Origin of the sequence: Mycobacterium sp. SVM_VP21 (assembly GCA_024758765.1) — a bacterium.
Classification (GTDB): Bacteria; Actinomycetota; Actinomycetes; order Mycobacteriales; family Mycobacteriaceae; genus Mycobacterium; species Mycobacterium heraklionense_C.
On the sequence record CP101406.1, the window covers coordinates 1,429,066 to 1,443,849 of the forward strand.

Genomic DNA, 14,784 nt, shown 5'->3' on the forward strand with positions numbered 1-14,784 from the left:
CGGTCGCCACACCCCAGTGTGCCTGTGCAGGGCGGATCCGGCCACGGTCTCAGGCGACGCCCAAAAGCTAGTTCTGCGGAACCGTGATCGGAATCGGAATCGGCACCAACGGAATGCGCAAGTATTCGGTAGTCATCGGCACGGTGGTGGTCGGCGGCGCCGTAGTGCTGGGCGGTTCGCTGGTCGTAGGCGGAACCGTCGTGGTCGGCGGCGTCGTGGTCGTGGTGGTGGGCGGCGCCGTCGTGGTCGTCGTGGTGCTGGTCGGCGGCGTCGTGGTCGTGGTGGGCGGCGCCGTCGTCGTAGTGGGCTGCGGCGGCTCCGTAGTGGTCTGCGGCGGCGGCGCTGATGTCGTGGCCACCGGCGGCGGTGCGGGAGCGCTGGTCTGTGGCGGCGCGCTGGGCGTCGGGGTGGGTGGCACCACAGCGCTGGTTTCGGGAACAACCGGCGTCTCGTCGTCCTGGCCGCGGGTCAAGCTGTAGAGCGCCCCGGCAACCGCGATCAGCGCCACCACGATCCCCACAATCAACGCCAACCGCGGCAGGCGCGAAGGTGCTCGACGGCCCGGGATCGGCGCAGCGGGCACCGAGACCGTCGGACGCAGCGCAGTACTCAGATCGTGGTCGTAGTAGGGGTCATCGACGTAGGGCACCGGTTCGGCACCAGCACTGCCGTCCTCCTGCGACCAGGCGAACGCGTCCACAACAGCACCGGAGCCGGGAGCAGACATCACGGTCGGCGCCATGTCGGTCGCGTCGACCGCTTCTGCTTCCCTGGTGGCCTCGTCGTCCTGCGGGTCGTACATAGCTGACTACCTTGGATCGACAACGGCTGGAATGGCCTCACCATAGGCGGGGCCGAGCCGTTGAGGATCGCCGACACACCGGCGGTCGGCGGGCTATCAGCGGATTCACACCACCGTCAGCGGCAACGACCTGCGGCTGCGGAACACGAAGTCCGCGCCGCTGCTGACCTTGGTCACCATCACCTCGGGCAGTTCTTTTGCCGCACTGTCGGTCTCGGTCAGCCGAGCCGTCCACTCGTTTTCAGACCCCTCGACCTCCACCCGCAGCAGCGGGTTCACCGCGGTCGCGATGGCCTGCAGCGGATTGACGTCCTGCGGCGAGCACAGCGTGATCCAGGCGCCGTCGTCGTGGGCGGGCGACCGGTGCACCGCGATGGTGTTCTCGCCGATGTCGGCCCGCACGTAGCCGATCGGATTGAGCAGCGGGTGCAGTTCAAAGGTGCGCAGCGCGCCGTCGACGTCTGCGGGAAGCTTCAGCGCGTTCTTGATTCGTTGGGCGCCCAGCCCGGCCAAGCCGGTCAGCTGGCGCCGGCCCACTGATGCAGCCAGCTCATCGGAGTTTGCCCGGGCGCGCACCGCGAGCGCGAAAGACAGGTAGAGCAGGTGCATCTGCAAGCAGACCTCGTCGGCGATGCGGACCAGCGCCGAATGGGAGAACGCGGCGAAGTCGACATCGGCCAACAGCGGTCCGGAGTAGTCCGCCAAGCCTTCGTCGACGGCATCGATGTCGTCGAGTGGCCAAGTGGCGGCTTTGCTTTCGCTGATCACCGCCAACGCGGGAATCGGCTGGGCCGGCGGGTAAGACTCGTCGATGATGACAGTCCAGTGGCAGTGCGGTTGCCGGTCCGACGGCGTGCGAGGCGGCCGGTGCACGGGACGGCACTGGGCGTGGACGTTGGTGGCCACCGCGGTGGCGTCGAAGGTCGGGTCCTCGATGGTGTGGCACATGCCGAAGACGTAGTCGTCACCCATCGGCTCCACGTCGAGCAGCGCGCCGCAGCTGGCCAACTCGAACTCGCCGTTCCAGCGGTCATGGACGGTGAAGCGAAAGTCCATGAACTGCGGCGGGGAACCGATGTCGAACTGCAGGCCCTTGAAGATGGTGAAGACGTCGTTGCCGGTGTAGCCCAACGCGCGCTGCATGCGCTGGGTGTAGATGGGGCTGGAGCCCGCCCACTCCTCGATGGCAATCTGCACCATTTCCTCGCGGCCGAACTCCGAGATGCACCACGCCATTCCGGAACGGTCGATCATGTGCCCGATCAACAGTAGTTCGGGCACGAGTACAGCCAACTCGTCACGGGACAGCGACGCATACCTGGATTCGGTCACGGTCTAAAAAATAGTTTTGTCTATGTTATAAAGTCAACAATGACTAGTTCTGCTGGTTCCGCTCGGGTTTCGGGACCCTCCGGGCCGACCCGGCGAACCAGCGCGCCCCGCAAACGCGGTGATGACACCCGTGCCCGGATCATCGACGAGACGGTGCGCTGCATCACCGAAGAGGGATTCGGCGCGGCGACCGCCAAGCATGTTGCCGAGCGGGCCGGGGTGACCTGGGGCGTCATCCAGTACCACTTCGGGGACCGCAACGGCCTGTTGATGGCCGTCGTCGACGACGGGGTGGCCGAACTGCTGACGAGCCTGTCTGCCGTCGACGTCAGCGAGCTGGGGCTGCGGGAGCGCATCGAAGCCGTCGTTGACACCGCGTGGCGCTGCTACGCCAGTCCGACCTCGCTGGCCGCATTCGAGATCCTGAGGGCCACGCGCGGCAGCTTGGGTGAGCAGTCCCACCAGCACCTGATTCAGATGAACACCGCGATCAACGGGTTGGGCCGGCTGGTTTCCGGCGACCCCGCAGATTCCGGTGTGGCCGAGGTGATCTGGGCAGCGCTGCGGGGAATTGTGTTGGCGCAGATGATCATGGGCGGACCCATCGACTGGCAGACCGAGCGGCGGGCGTTACTCGACATGGTCGCCCACTACCTGCAACGCGATCGCGGTTAGCTGATCGCGCGCTAGCCCGTCCGCCAGTGCGACGGCAGCGGCTGCCCCTCGCGCTGCCGGGTGTGATACGCCCAGGACGACGCCAGCCACCCGCTTCCGTTGGTCAGCGTGGTGATCGGCTTGCCGTCCTGATCGTCGTTCTTGCCGTTACGCTTCTGGTTGCGGCGGGCGGTGGTGTCGGGCGTTGCGCCCTGACCCGCGGTCGTTCCCATCATCGCCTCCTGACATGCCATTCCCGGCGGCAGCCCGGCGGTCACCGGCAACGGGGTCTGCGCGGCGGCCAGCGTGTAGGCGATGGGCTTCATCTCCGGGGCTGCGGTCGCCCAGCTCGGCGGCACCGACAGCCCGCCGATCGGGATCGCCCTGCCGATACCCGGTCCCATCACCGGCGTCGTGGACGCCGACAGCACACCGCGCGGCCCAATCCCCAGGAAGGTCAACGCCCCCTCCGTCCCACCGCGGACATACACCAGCCGTCCCCAGCCGACGCCGTTGCTCATCACGGTGTACAGGCTGGAGTCGAAACTCAGCCCGCTGCTGGCGATGCTGCTGAACGGCGTCAGCTTGCCCAATTCGGCGGTGACGGTCTCCCACCAGGTCGGTGGATCCGTTGTGGCTGCCGGATTCGCGAACTGCTGAAGCAGCGACTGGGCCAATGCCTGGCCGTTGCCCGTGGCCGCGTGCGATACCGCCGCGGACTGCGCACCGGGCCCGGCCGGGTTGGTGGTCTGCGGAGGATGGTCGAGTTCCGGCAAAGCGCTCGCCGGCATCGCCGCCGCCGCGTAGCCGTACATCGCGACGGCGTCTTGGGCCCACATCTCTGCATACGCAGCCTCAGTGGCGGCGATGGCCGGGGTGTTCTGGCCGAAGAAATTGGTGGCGACCAGGGTGGCGAGCAGGGTTCGGTTGGCGGCCACCACCGTGGGCGGGACCGTGGCGGCGAAGGCAGCCTCATAGGCCGCGGCGACCGCCTTGGCTTGTATCGCGGTCTGCTCGGCGTTGGCGGCCCCGGCCTGCAGCCACGCCACGTATGGAGCCGCCGCGTTGGCCATCGCGACCGAGGTCGGGCCAGACCACACGTGCCCGATCAGACTCGTGATCGCCCCGGCGTAGCCGACCGCGGCCGTCTCCAGTTCGGCGGCCAGGGCATCCCAGGCGGCCGCTGCGGCCAGCATCGGTGCTGCCCCCGGGCCGGTGTACATCCGGCCGGAATTGACCTCCGGAGGGAGGAAGGCAAAGTCCATGTCGTTGGGGGATTAACCTGCAGCCGGCGGCCGGGGCACCACGGTCCGGCGATGAGCGGCAACTCGCGACGTCGCCGCACCCAGACCCCGGCCGGCCAACGTGCCGAGCATGGTCTCACCAAATGCTCCGCCTGGTACACCGCCGGCCATGGCCGGCGCCGCCGGCACCGCGGAAACCGGCAGGGGTGCGCTCGCCGAGGTCAGCGTGACCGGCATCGCCCAACCGTGGGGCACCGACAAAGCCCCGATCTTGAGCGCAGTCCCGGCGCTGGCCGATGACCCCACGCTGCCTAACCCGGCGCCCAACCCGGCACTGCCGAGTCCGGATTTGCCCAGCCCCAAGCCGCCCAAGCCCAACCCGGCCGGACCGAGCTTGGGCGGGTGCAGGATTTCGTCCAGACCGCCAGGGTTCTCCGCCTGGAACGCGGCCAGGCCGATCCCGTTGTTGACGTTGCTGAGCATGTTCGCCGTACCTGACCAACCGGTCATCGTGGCGCTCAGGCCCTGGGTGGCCAACCCCGTAAACGGTGATACCTGACCGATGACCGAAATCAACGAAGTCAAGATATCGGTGGCCGCGCCGTTGCCGGCCGCAGCAGTTCCGGCCTGGGCAACCGCGGCGGACTGGACGGATTGCCCGGCTGCATTGGTGGTCTGCGGTGGCTGGCTGAACGAGGCCAATGCCGACGCGGTCGCCGAGGAACTGGCGTAGCGGTACATGGCAGCCGCGTCCTGGGCCCACATCTCGGCGTACTGGCGCTCGGCTTCGCCGATCGCCGGGGAATTCTGCCCGAAGAAGTTGGTGGCGACCAGCTGCTTCAGCAGGACGCGGTTGGCGCTGATCACCGGTGGTGGCACCACTGCCGCCACCGCCGTCGAGTAGGCCTCCGCCGCGGCGGTGGCCTGGCGAGCCGTGGTTTCGGCCTGAACCCCGGCACCACGCAACCAGGTCACGTACGGTGCCGCGGAAGCTGCCATCGCCGTCGCTGCCGGGCCGGTCCATGGCCCAGCAGCCAGGCCTGACGTAACCGAGTCGTAGGACGCCGCAGCGGTGTTCAGCTCTGCGGCCAGGTTCTCCCACGCAGAAGCGGCGGACAGCATGGAACCGGATCCGGGGCCGGTGTACATGCGTCCGGAATTGATCTCCGGGGGAAGCACCCCGTAGTCCAGGTACACGATGTCTCCTCGCTCACGGCACTGGCACCGGGTGCTCGAGTGGCCTTCAGCGGTTGCGAACGGCAATTCCGATCCTCACGAAACGGTATGTAAATGAACCGAAGGTTAAGGAGAAGTGGTCAGCGGGGTGGCATCTGGATGAACGGTTAGGCGCCCGTCCACCGGCGCGACGCATCGGGCGCACACCGTACCGACGGTGTTCACCGATGGTTCATTTTGTCGCCGCTAGGGGTTAATTCAGGTCAGCCATCCTATTGTCACTGTGATAAATCCACCATGGGCCTTGATCGCGATCGGCGCTGCAGCGCTGGTCAGCGCGGCTGCACCGGCAACCGCCGACCCGGACACCGACGCCATGTTCATCAGCGCGATCGAGCAGGCCGGCATCGAATACACCAATCCGGCCGACGCCGTCGCTGTCGGCCGGGAAGTCTGCGACTACCTGGGCGCGGGACATCACTCGGATTCGGCCGCGCGCGCCGTGCGGATCTCCAACCGCAGCATGTCGGTGAAAAACGCCGCCCGATTCGTGACGTTCTCCCAAGTGGCGTTCTGCCCCGACTCGATCACCGACTAACGAAAAGGAAGACGATGACGGTTCGCATGCACCGCACCCTCGCAGTGAGCGCCTTCACGGTTGCCGGTCTGCTGGGGCTGGCCGCACCGGCTGGTGCCAATACCGATGACAACGGCTTCCTCGGCGCGCTCGACAAGATGGGCATCTCCTACCCCGATGCCGCCGACGCGGTCGCCGGCGGGCATTCCGTGTGCGAATATCTCGCCGGGGGGCACTCTCCCAATCAGGCGGCCAAGGCCGTGAAGAACGCCAACCCCAGCCTGACCCTGACCAGGGCTTCGCAGTTCGTCAGCATCGCCCGAGCGTCGTACTGCGAAGAGGTCTGAGGAAACTACTTCGCGATCGCGATGACCGCGCCTGGCCGCAGCCACTGAATGATCTGCACCAACTTGGCGTCGTCGATCGCCACGCAGCCCGCGGTCGGGCCGCCGTCGGTGGTGTGAAAGAAGAAGGCGGCGCCGTCCCCGGGCGTACGGGCGGTGTTGACCCCCATCACCACAGCGTGCTTGTACTGCGGGATTTCGAGGTTCTCGCTCTCACTGGTGTCGAACGCGCATTGCGCCTTCTTGCACACCTGCATGGTGTTGAACGTCGGACTGTGGTCGTCGCCGTTCCACCAGTGATCCGGCCCGACCTGTACATACTGCAGTCCCCCACCGGGGTTCGGCGCGGTGCCGAACGCATACGGCAGGGTGAAGACACCCATCGGTGTGGCCGGATAGCCACTCTTCGCCTTGGCTGCCATGCCGGCCGAGCCGACGTGGGTCGGGATCCCCGCGGCCACTGGCTGCCAACCTGTCGCGCTGCGCTGGTAGACGTCCATCTTGGCGTCCGAACCGCCTACCCCGACAACCGAAATCACCTGATTGGCGTTGCCTACCGAACGGGCAAACCACGGAATGACGTCGGCTTGAGCTCCCGGGGCCGCGGTCAGCGCCGCAGCAACCGTGCACACGGCAGCGCTGAACAAGCTCACAAGTCGGCGCATTCACTCATCATCTGTACATGCCAGGGGCGGGTCAAACACCGCCCACGGCGCGCCGGGGTTCAGGTGGCGGTGTTCATGCCCCGCGGCGCGGCAGGTCTTCGACCCGCGCCTCGGCCTTGAACAGGCTGCGCGACGACAGATAGTCACGGAAGTACTCGCGGTGCTCAGCACACGTCAGCCAGACCTTGCGACGTTCCGGGGTATGCAGCTTGGGGTTATTCCACAGCATGCCGTACACCGCGTCGGCGCTGCAGCCCTTGCGGGAGCAGATGAGTGCATCAACCGGGTCGGCGTTACTGCTGGTCATCATGGTCATCCTGCGGCGCGCCGGTCGGTCCGGTCAACCCCGGTCGCCGCCAGGGTTGCAGGAGCAGAGCCCACACCGTCAGATAAGTCCATCCCAGCGCCCAGCCGGCCAGGACGTCGGAGGGATGGTGGACGTTCAGCGCTACCCGTGCAACGCCGACCGCGCCCACCACCAGCACGCCGGCTATCACGGCAACCACCCTGGCGTTGCCCCGCAGCGCGGGTAGCGCCAGCAGCAATAGCGCGCCGACACTGATCATCACCCCCAGCGCGTGCCCCGAAGGAAATGAGGTCGAGGTCGCCGAGACCAAGGCCGTCACCGGCCGCGGCCGCCCGACCGAGCCCTTGGCCAGCACGGTCAGTATTCCGGTCACCTCCACCGTCACCAAGAGGAACAGTGCCGCACGCAACCGCCTGCGTAGCACCGCGGCCAGGACCGCCAGCATGCCCGCCGCCCGGAACACCGCCGGTTCGAAAACGCCTGAGATGCCATCCCAGAACCGGACCCAGATCGGATGTTTGACCGCGACGTCGTAGCTCGCGTCCAGTGCGGCGGAATCGACGTCGGCCAACCAGGTCCAGCCCTGCCGATAGCCCACCAACATCAGTACGTAGACCGCCGCCGCGGCCGCCACCGAGATCAACGCGGTCGCGCGTGCGGCCGAAGGCGTCACCACTTAGTTCCCCTCGGTACGAGCCCCGGCTGACCGCAGGTCAGGCCAAGGCGGGCGGCGCAGTACCGCCAGGGACGCGATGACTGCGGACAGTAACCCGGTGAGCACCCCGACCAGCGCGATCCGGTTCGCATCCACCGCGGCCACCCACTTGGCCTTGTCACCACGAATCACCATCACCCCCAGCGGTGTCGCGCTTAGCTTCGAACCGTCCGGGCCTGAGGCGGTCACCCGTACCGCGGTGATGACCGTCGCGCCGTCCGGGGTTTGGTGCGGTTCGCCGTAGACCACGTCTGCGGCCGTGTCGGAGGACAAGTGGTCGAGCAGTTGCGAACGTTTCATGACGAGCGTCCCTTCGTGTGGCTCCTACCATGATCCCGTGGCTGATCCATCGTTCACCGAGCAGGAGCGCCAAGCCGTGTACCGGGTGATCGCCGAACGGCGTGACATGCGCCGATTCGTGCCCGGCAGCAGGGTCGATCCCGGTGTCCTGGCGCGCCTGTTGGCGGCGGCCCACGCCGCACCGAGTGTGGGCCTCATGCAGCCGTGGCGGTTCGTCCGAATCACCGACGACGCCCTTCGGCAGCGGATCCATGCCCTGGTCGACGAGGAGCGTCATCGCACCGCCGAGGCACTTGGCCGACGCGAGCAGGAGTTCCTGGCCTTGAAGGTCGAAGGCATCCGCGAGTGCGCCGAGCTGTTGGTGGTGGCGCTGCGAGACGGCAGGCAGGCGCACATCTTCGGTCGCCGCACCTTGCCGCAGATGGATCTGGCGTCGGTGTCCTGCGCGATTCAGAACCTGTGGCTGGCCGCGCGCGCCGAGGGGCTGGGCATGGGCTGGGTGTCACTGTTCGAACCCGCGCCGCTGGCGCAGCTGCTGGGAATGCCCTCGGATGCCGAACCCGTGGCGATCCTGTGCCTGGGCCCCGTCCCGCAGTTCCCGGACCGGCCGGCGTTAGAGATCGACGAGTGGGCCTACCGCCAGCCCTTGGGCGAGTTCGTGTCCGAAAACTCCTGGGAAACAACATGACTCATGCCAACGAAGCAGGTGCCGTCCGCCAGGTTTGGTCGGAGTTGGGACTGCCGGGAATCATCGACGTCCACACCCATTTCATGCCCAAGTCGGTGATGGACAAGGTGTGGAAGTACTTCGACTCGGCCGGTCCAATGGTCGGCCGGCCTTGGCCCATCAACTACCGCATGGACGAGTCCAAGCGCGTCGACACGCTACGCGCATTCGGGGTACGCCGGTTCACCTCGCTGGTGTATCCGCACAAGCCGGACATGGCGGCGTGGCTCAATCAATGGGCAGCCCAATTCGCCCGCGACACAAAGGATTGTCTCCCCACTGCGACGTTCTACCCGGAGCCCGGCGCGGCCGACTACGTCAAGGCCGCTATTCATGCTGGAGCACGAATCTTCAAGGCGCACATCCAGGTCGGTGATTATGACCCGACCGATCCGCTACTCGACGACGTTTGGGGAGTGATCGAAGACTGCGGCATCCCGGTCGTCATTCACTGCGGATCCGGTCCGCAACCCGGCCGCTTCACCGGCCCCGAACCGGTCCGACGGCTGCTGCGCCGCCACCCGCGGTTGGCGTTGATCATCGCGCATATGGGCATGCCTGAGTACGACGAATTCCTCGACATCTGCCTGGAATCTGAAGCGGTGCACCTGGACACCACGATGGCTTTCACCGCGTTCGTCGACGAGCTGATGCCGTTCCCGACCGGTGTCGATCCGCGCCTCCGTACCGCGGGAGAGCGGATCCTGTTCGGCAGCGACTTTCCGAACATCCCGTACGGCTACCGGGAGGCGCTGGACGCAATCTCCGGGCTTCCCGGCATCGACGACGCCTGGCTACGTGGGGTTCTGCATGACAATGCCGCGCGGCTGTTCGCAATCGAGTTACCATCCGGTTGACGTCGCACCGGGGTCCGCAGGGCCAGGGCGACCAACACCCGAGAGAGGCCGGCGACCGTGAGCACTGACGTCACCCCGCTCAACCCGCCCATCCCGATTCCCGATGTTCCCGGTGCCGATGCCGGCGAACATGGTCTGCCGCACCGAAACGAGTTGTCATTGCGGGAGAAGGCAATCGTGGATGCGTCCGCCTTCGCTGATATCGGCTTGCGTACCGCTGTTGCCTCCATGGTTGCCGCGGCGATGATCCCGTCGGTGCTCACCACCGCGGTGGGCCGCAAGCAATCACGCCAGGAGCGGGAACGGCTGGCGTTCTATGCCGAGCTGGCATCACACCACGACGCGATCCGGTCCTTTCCCGCGCCCGCGGAGCTGCCCAGGATCTCGGCGCGACGTGCGAATCCGATCGCGGAGCGCATCGCCCGCGGTACGGTCGAGAACGTCTCGTTCCGCAGCGGTTTCGAAGCGGTCAATCCGGACATGCGCGACTCGTGGAATGCCCTGGGGAACAACAACACCGCACGATTTCAGCATTGGCGTCATGACGACGGGCCACGACCGACACTGTGCGTCATCCACGGCTTCATGGGGTCGCCCTACTTGTTCAACGGGCTCTTCTTCTCGCTGCCGTGGTTCTATCGAACCGGGTACGACGTAGCGCTGTTCACCTTGCCCTTCCATGGGCGCCGGGCTGAGAAGTATTCCCCCTTCAGCGGATACGGTTACTTCTCGCACGGCATGTCGGGGTTCGCCGAGGCCATGGCCCAGGCGGTTTACGACTTCCGATCGATGATCGACTATCTGGAGTCCACCGGCGTCGACCGCTTCGCGTTGACCGGACTGTCGCTGGGCGGCTACACCAGCGCCCTGCTGGCTGCCGTCGAGCCCCGACTGCAAGCGGTGATCCCGAATGTTCCGGTGGTTTCCGTCGAGTCGGAGATCCGTGACTGGTTTCCGGCCAATCTGGTTCTTCAGGGCGGGCAACGGCTGGGGCAGGTCGGCGGCGACGATTTCACCGCTGCGACGGCCTACCACTCACCGCTGAACTATCCCCCACTGGTGGCCACGGAACGGCGACTGATCATCACCGGCCTAGGCGATCGGCTGGCACCGCCGGAGCAGTCCGAAATGCTCTGGCACCACTGGGATCAGTGCGCGCTGCACTGGTTCCCGGGAAACCATGTGCTGCACGTCAGCCAACCGACCTACCTGCGCAGGATGACCGCATTCCTGCGGCCCTACATGTTCTAGCGCTGTAGCCGCTAGCGCGCGGCCGCGGCTGCCCCGGTGACAGGCCACCGCAGCGCGGCGAGCTCGTCGGCAGACACCCTGGTGTGCCCGTCCAACCGGATTCCGGACAGCGGGTGCAGGCCCAGCAGCGCGTTGCGGTGGTTGCCCTGCTGCGGCAGCAGCCCGACCAGCGGGGCGCCACCATCGGGTGCGGAGCCGGTACGCAGCGCACAGGCCGCAGCCACAGTCTGCTGGCCGTCCGCTTCGGCGACTTCCAACACCGTCCAGGTCTCGTTGGCGTTGACAGCCTGGATTCGGCTGATCGTGTCGGCCAGCGCCGCGTCGATCCCCACCTGGTAGGCGGCGACGTGGTCTCCTGTGCCGTCGACAACCGACCGCCATGCTTCTCGGGAACCCGCGTCGATCAGCGACGGGATCTCGTCGTCGGCGACGATCGCGGTGTCCCAGCCAATTTCGCGGAGATGGTCGGCGAGGCGCCGAGCGGCGATGTCGACGGTCCGCTGCAGCGGGATGGACGCCGAGCGGGCCTGCAATGCAGCCAGGTTCGGCGCGGCCGCGTACGTTAGGCCGATCCAGGTGTCGGTGGTTCCCGCACTGGCGCGGCTGGTGATGCGCACCGCGTCGGCCCGCAGGCCGTACCGGTTCAGGTAGCTTGCGATCAGCTCCAGCGGTACCGCGTTCCCTGCCGCTGAGGCCGTGATCCGCAACGCCGCGGTCGCGCGTGCGCCGGCAGCGTCCCGACGGTCGGTGTGCGCGCCGCCGCGCGAGCGCAGCATCGACAACCGGCGGCGTGCGATCGTGGTGAAGTGCAGGCCGCGCCACCAGCCGAGCAGCAGGATCGTCACGATGATGCCCACGGCGAGTGCCCAGCGCTGCGCGGCGGTCTCCCAGGGGTTCGCCATCACCGCGGGCGTGGCGGCCAACAGCACCAAGGCGATTCGGGCCGGCCCGGGCCGGGGAACGGTGGTTCGGTGCGTGCTCACAGCTGGTTTTCCTTTCGTCGGCGAGCGGCCGCCGCGGCGCCAGTGGCGACGGCGACGACCAACCCGGCCAGTAGCGCGGTTCCGGCGAAGGCCACGATCCGCGGCGCCGGGTCCTCGGGTTGCGGCGCCGGGGGTGGAGTGATCTTCTTCGCGGATGAGGCAGCCGGGTCCGCAGCCGGGGGCAGTTCCCAGGTCAGGGCGGCCACCGGGTCGATCGTTCCGGCGCCCACCAGATCGGATGGTGCGCGCGCGGAGTTGTGGGCGGTGGAGACGATCCGGTGCGCGACCTGCATCGCGTTCAGATCGGGGTAACGACTGCGGACCAGGGCGGCCACGCCGGCCACATATCCGGCGGCGTAGCCGGTGCCACTGAGCGGCACCAGCCGACCTTGGTTGCCGGGCAGCGCGTTGGCCAGTCCGCCGTCTTCGCGATTGCTCACCGAGACGATGTCCTCGCCGGGGGCGGCCACGCCGACCCACGGTCCGGCCATGGTGAATCCGGAGGGTCGGCCGCTCGACGACAGCGAGGCCACCGACAGCACGTAGGGGTGCCACCACGATGGCACCGACAGGGACGTCACCCCGGCCCAGTTGCGCGGGTCCTGCGGGCGGCTCAGGTCGGTGAGCGGATTGGACTCGCACGCTTCCCCGCCGCCGCCGACCGATCCGGTCTGGCCAGCGTCGCCGGCGGCCGCCACGATCAGCGCGTCCTTTTCCACCGCCGCGTAGCGCAGGGCCGCGCCCAGCGCCGTCTGATCGACGTTGCGGTCGGCCGGAAGGCAAGTGGTGGTGGAGATGGTGATGACCCGCGCACCGAGGTCGGCGGCGTGCACGATGGCCCGCGACAGTGCGGTGATGTCGGTGATCACCCGCGTTGCCCGTGGGTCGTCTCCGCCCAGTCGCGGCGAGATCGTCGCCGAGGCGGTCCGCAGTGACAGCAGTCGGGCCGCCGGGGCCACACCAGTGAAGCCGTCCGACCCATCTGACGCGGGCAGGCCCGCGATGATCCCGGCAACCAGGGTTCCGTGCCCGTCGCAGTCGGTCAGCCCGTCGGTAGTCCCGATGTAGTCGCCGCCCGACTCCACCGCGCCAAGGCGCGGACCCGGCCGTACACCGGTGTCGATGACGGCCACCATCTGACCTTCTCCGCGGGAGAACTGCCACGCAGTGGGCAGATCGAGCATCCGCTGTCCCGCCGTAGCGGCGCTCAGGTTGCTGCCGGGCATCAATCCCGAACTGGCGCAGTCGCCGTGCTGTTCCATCGTCGCGACGGGGCCGGGTGCTCCGCTGGGCGGTGGCACAGTCGGGTCGACCGTCGGCGGGGTGATCGCCATCGCCGGCGCGCTGGTCAGCAATGCTGCCAGTACTGCGATCCCGGCCCCCCGGAAGCCGCCGACCACCGATCGGCCCCGACTGTGCTTTTCGGCAACGATCATCGAGACAGAACCCAGGCGAAAATACCGACCAGGTAGGCCATGACCGGGATCAGCGTGGCGTCGACACCGGAAGCCAGGAAGCCCACCAGGCGGCGCACCGGCAGCGAATAGCTGTCCGGTGACGCCACGGACGGGCTCAAGGAGACCACTGCCCACACCGCCACCAAGGCCGCCAGCACCAGCACCGCGCCGAAGGCGGCGGCGTATCGGCCGGTGGCCGTGTAACCGACCAGCAGGGCAATCGCCGTCAGGTGCGGCTCGGCCAGCAGCCAGGCCTTGCACCACGCCGAATCCCACACCCGGGCCCGCAGTACCGAAGCCACCGCGATGCCCGCGACCACATACCACGCCCAACCCGAAAGCCCCTCGGGCGCAAAGGCGATAGCAACCGAACCGAGCACAGCGAGTAGTACCGAGCCGGCGATGAAGCCGGTCTGGTGGGCGTCAGTGACGCGGACCCGGCGAGGCAGGTCGGCAAGCACGCTCTCCGGCAGCGCCGACGGCGTCGGGTCGCCCGGCGCCGGGATCACCGGCAACGGCAGCCGAGCCCACAACGCCGAAACCTGCGGCGCGGCAACGGTCAGCAGCAGAGACGCGGTGATCAGGCCGGAGCCCAGCGTGACGAACGGCAGCTCCCAGAAGGTCTTGACGGCAGCCGCCGCCAACACCCCGACACCCACGACCACCGAGGCGGTGAAGAACGCGATCCCGCGCTCGCCACGACCGCCCGGCGGCAAGATCAGACAGATCAGCGACCACGCGCTGACCGCGGCCGCACCCAGCACCACGTGCGCCGGACTGAACACCCCGGGCACCGCCAGCGTGCCCACCGCGGCGAGCGGTACCAGCGCCGCAATCGACAGGGTCAGTGCGGCTTCGGCCGAGCGCGTCCGGCACAGCAGCGCAGCGAGCACCGTGAGCAGGGCGATAGCCCCGGCCGCGAACAGGCCGGCAGGTTCGCCGGTCAGCGCACGGTGCGCGGCCGCAAGCCCGGTAGCGGCGAAGACCAGCCCGGTCCCGGCGGCCAATGCCGCACGTTGAATGTGCTTGGCTCCCCAGGGCTTACGCCGAGAAGCCGAGAAGATGACGGCGGCGTCGGCGATGTCCTCGACGATGCCGGGGGCGGCCGGGCCGACCGGCACCGGGCGCAGGGCCAGCAGGTCGCCGTCCACGACCCCGACGGTGTCCAGGCTCGCGTCCAGGCTGAACGGTGCACCACCGACCGGCGCCAGGCTCAGCCGCGTCGTGGCAGCGGTACCCGGTTCGGCGTCATCGCCGGCGTCCGGGGCCACCAAGCGTTGCACCGCCGGCAGGATTTCGCGCAGCGGCAACTCCGCGGGGACGGCGATCTCGGTCAGCCGACTGTCGGCCAGGACCGCGATGCGGACAATCGGCATGACGGCGCTGGTCAGCA

The 14,784-nt window shown here is 67.9% G+C and carries 17 protein-coding genes and 1 pseudogene; 6 read left to right on the forward strand and 12 right to left on the reverse strand.

Going from position 1 to position 14,784, the window contains the following annotated elements; genetic code table 11:
* Window positions 1-67: 67 nt before the first annotated feature.
* Window positions 68-802 (reverse strand): hypothetical protein, encoded by a 735-nt coding sequence (locus tag NM962_06925; protein UVO13801.1) that lies wholly within the window; start codon window positions 800-802, stop codon window positions 68-70.
* Window positions 803-907: 105 nt separating this feature from the next.
* Complete coding sequence (locus NM962_06930) at window positions 908-2,134, reverse strand: hypothetical protein (GenBank protein ID UVO13802.1); 1,227 nt, start codon at window positions 2,132-2,134, stop codon at window positions 908-910.
* 39 nt (window positions 2,135-2,173) lie between these two features.
* On the opposite strand from NM962_06930, the gene NM962_06935 reads away from it, so the two are divergent.
* The gene (locus tag NM962_06935) at window positions 2,174-2,809 is read left to right on the forward strand and encodes a TetR/AcrR family transcriptional regulator (protein UVO13803.1); all 636 of its coding nucleotides are present in this window, start codon (window positions 2,174-2,176) and stop codon (window positions 2,807-2,809) included.
* An 11-nt stretch (window positions 2,810-2,820) separates the two neighbouring features.
* Here NM962_06935 and NM962_06940 read toward each other — a convergent pair whose 3' ends face one another.
* The 3 genes and pseudogenes from NM962_06940 to NM962_06950 form a co-directional block, all read right to left on the reverse strand.
* The gene (locus tag NM962_06940) at window positions 2,821-4,053 is read right to left on the reverse strand and encodes a PPE family protein (GenBank protein UVO13804.1); all 1,233 of its coding nucleotides are present in this window, start codon (window positions 4,051-4,053) and stop codon (window positions 2,821-2,823) included.
* A 12-nt stretch (window positions 4,054-4,065) separates the two neighbouring features.
* Entirely contained in the window at window positions 4,066-4,269 is a 204-nt protein-coding gene (locus NM962_06945) for a hypothetical protein (GenBank protein ID UVO14590.1), read from the reverse strand.
* 420 nt (window positions 4,270-4,689) lie between these two features.
* Window positions 4,690-5,223, reverse strand: a pseudogene (locus NM962_06950) (PPE family protein).
* Window positions 5,224-5,491: 268 nt separating this feature from the next.
* Here NM962_06950 and NM962_06955 point away from each other — a divergent pair.
* Together NM962_06955 and NM962_06960 are read left to right on the forward strand one after the other, a co-directional pair.
* Window positions 5,492-5,806, forward strand: a complete 315-nt coding sequence (locus NM962_06955; GenBank protein UVO13805.1) for a DUF732 domain-containing protein — start codon at window positions 5,492-5,494, stop codon at window positions 5,804-5,806.
* A 14-nt stretch (window positions 5,807-5,820) separates the two neighbouring features.
* A complete protein-coding gene (locus NM962_06960; protein UVO13806.1) occupies window positions 5,821-6,132 on the forward strand; it encodes a DUF732 domain-containing protein in 312 nt (103 codons plus the stop codon).
* 5 nt (window positions 6,133-6,137) lie between these two features.
* Here the strand turns inward: NM962_06960 and NM962_06965 are convergent, their stop codons facing one another.
* From NM962_06965 to NM962_06980, 4 genes are all read right to left on the reverse strand, one after another.
* Window positions 6,138-6,794, reverse strand: coding sequence for a L,D-transpeptidase (locus NM962_06965; GenBank protein ID UVO13807.1), 657 nt, complete (start codon window positions 6,792-6,794; stop codon window positions 6,138-6,140).
* Between the two features lie 73 nt (window positions 6,795-6,867).
* Window positions 6,868-7,101, reverse strand: coding sequence for a hypothetical protein (locus NM962_06970; GenBank protein ID UVO13808.1), 234 nt, complete (start codon window positions 7,099-7,101; stop codon window positions 6,868-6,870).
* Entirely contained in the window at window positions 7,088-7,774 is a 687-nt protein-coding gene (locus tag NM962_06975) for a phosphatase PAP2 family protein (protein UVO14591.1), read from the reverse strand. Before NM962_06975 ends, NM962_06970 begins: the two co-directional genes overlap by 14 nt.
* Window positions 7,775-7,777: 3 nt before the next feature.
* The gene (locus NM962_06980) at window positions 7,778-8,116 is read right to left on the reverse strand and encodes a hypothetical protein (protein UVO13809.1); all 339 of its coding nucleotides are present in this window, start codon (window positions 8,114-8,116) and stop codon (window positions 7,778-7,780) included.
* On the opposite strand from NM962_06980, the gene bluB reads away from it, so the two are divergent.
* From bluB to NM962_06995, 3 genes are read left to right on the forward strand one after another with little or no spacing between them, the layout of a single operon-like run.
* A complete protein-coding gene (bluB, locus tag NM962_06985; GenBank protein ID UVO13810.1) occupies window positions 8,115-8,804 on the forward strand; it encodes a 5,6-dimethylbenzimidazole synthase in 690 nt (229 codons plus the stop codon). The two genes, NM962_06980 and bluB, sit on opposite strands and share 2 nt — an antisense overlap.
* Complete coding sequence (locus NM962_06990) at window positions 8,801-9,700, forward strand: amidohydrolase (protein ID UVO13811.1); 900 nt, start codon at window positions 8,801-8,803, stop codon at window positions 9,698-9,700. Before bluB ends, NM962_06990 begins: the two co-directional genes overlap by 4 nt.
* 57 nt (window positions 9,701-9,757) lie before the next feature.
* Complete coding sequence (locus tag NM962_06995; GenBank protein UVO13812.1) at window positions 9,758-10,951, forward strand: prolyl oligopeptidase family serine peptidase; 1,194 nt, start codon at window positions 9,758-9,760, stop codon at window positions 10,949-10,951.
* 11 nt (window positions 10,952-10,962) lie between these two features.
* Here NM962_06995 and eccE read toward each other — a convergent pair whose 3' ends face one another.
* Genes eccE through eccD form a run of 3 tightly spaced genes read right to left on the reverse strand, consistent with a single transcriptional unit; the run spans window position 10,963 to window position 14,782 of the window.
* The gene (eccE, locus tag NM962_07000) at window positions 10,963-11,934 is read right to left on the reverse strand and encodes a type VII secretion protein EccE (GenBank protein ID UVO13813.1); all 972 of its coding nucleotides are present in this window, start codon (window positions 11,932-11,934) and stop codon (window positions 10,963-10,965) included.
* Window positions 11,931-13,370 carry a type VII secretion-associated serine protease mycosin gene (gene mycP, locus NM962_07005; GenBank protein ID UVO13814.1) on the reverse strand — a complete coding sequence of 480 codons (1,440 nt, stop codon included), beginning with the start codon at window positions 13,368-13,370 and terminating at the stop codon, window positions 11,931-11,933. Before mycP ends, eccE begins: the two co-directional genes overlap by 4 nt.
* Entirely contained in the window at window positions 13,367-14,782 is a 1,416-nt protein-coding gene (gene eccD, locus NM962_07010; GenBank protein UVO14592.1) for a type VII secretion integral membrane protein EccD, read from the reverse strand. The genes mycP and eccD overlap by 4 nt, the downstream gene beginning before the upstream one ends.
* Between the last annotated feature and the right edge of the window lie 2 nt (window positions 14,783-14,784).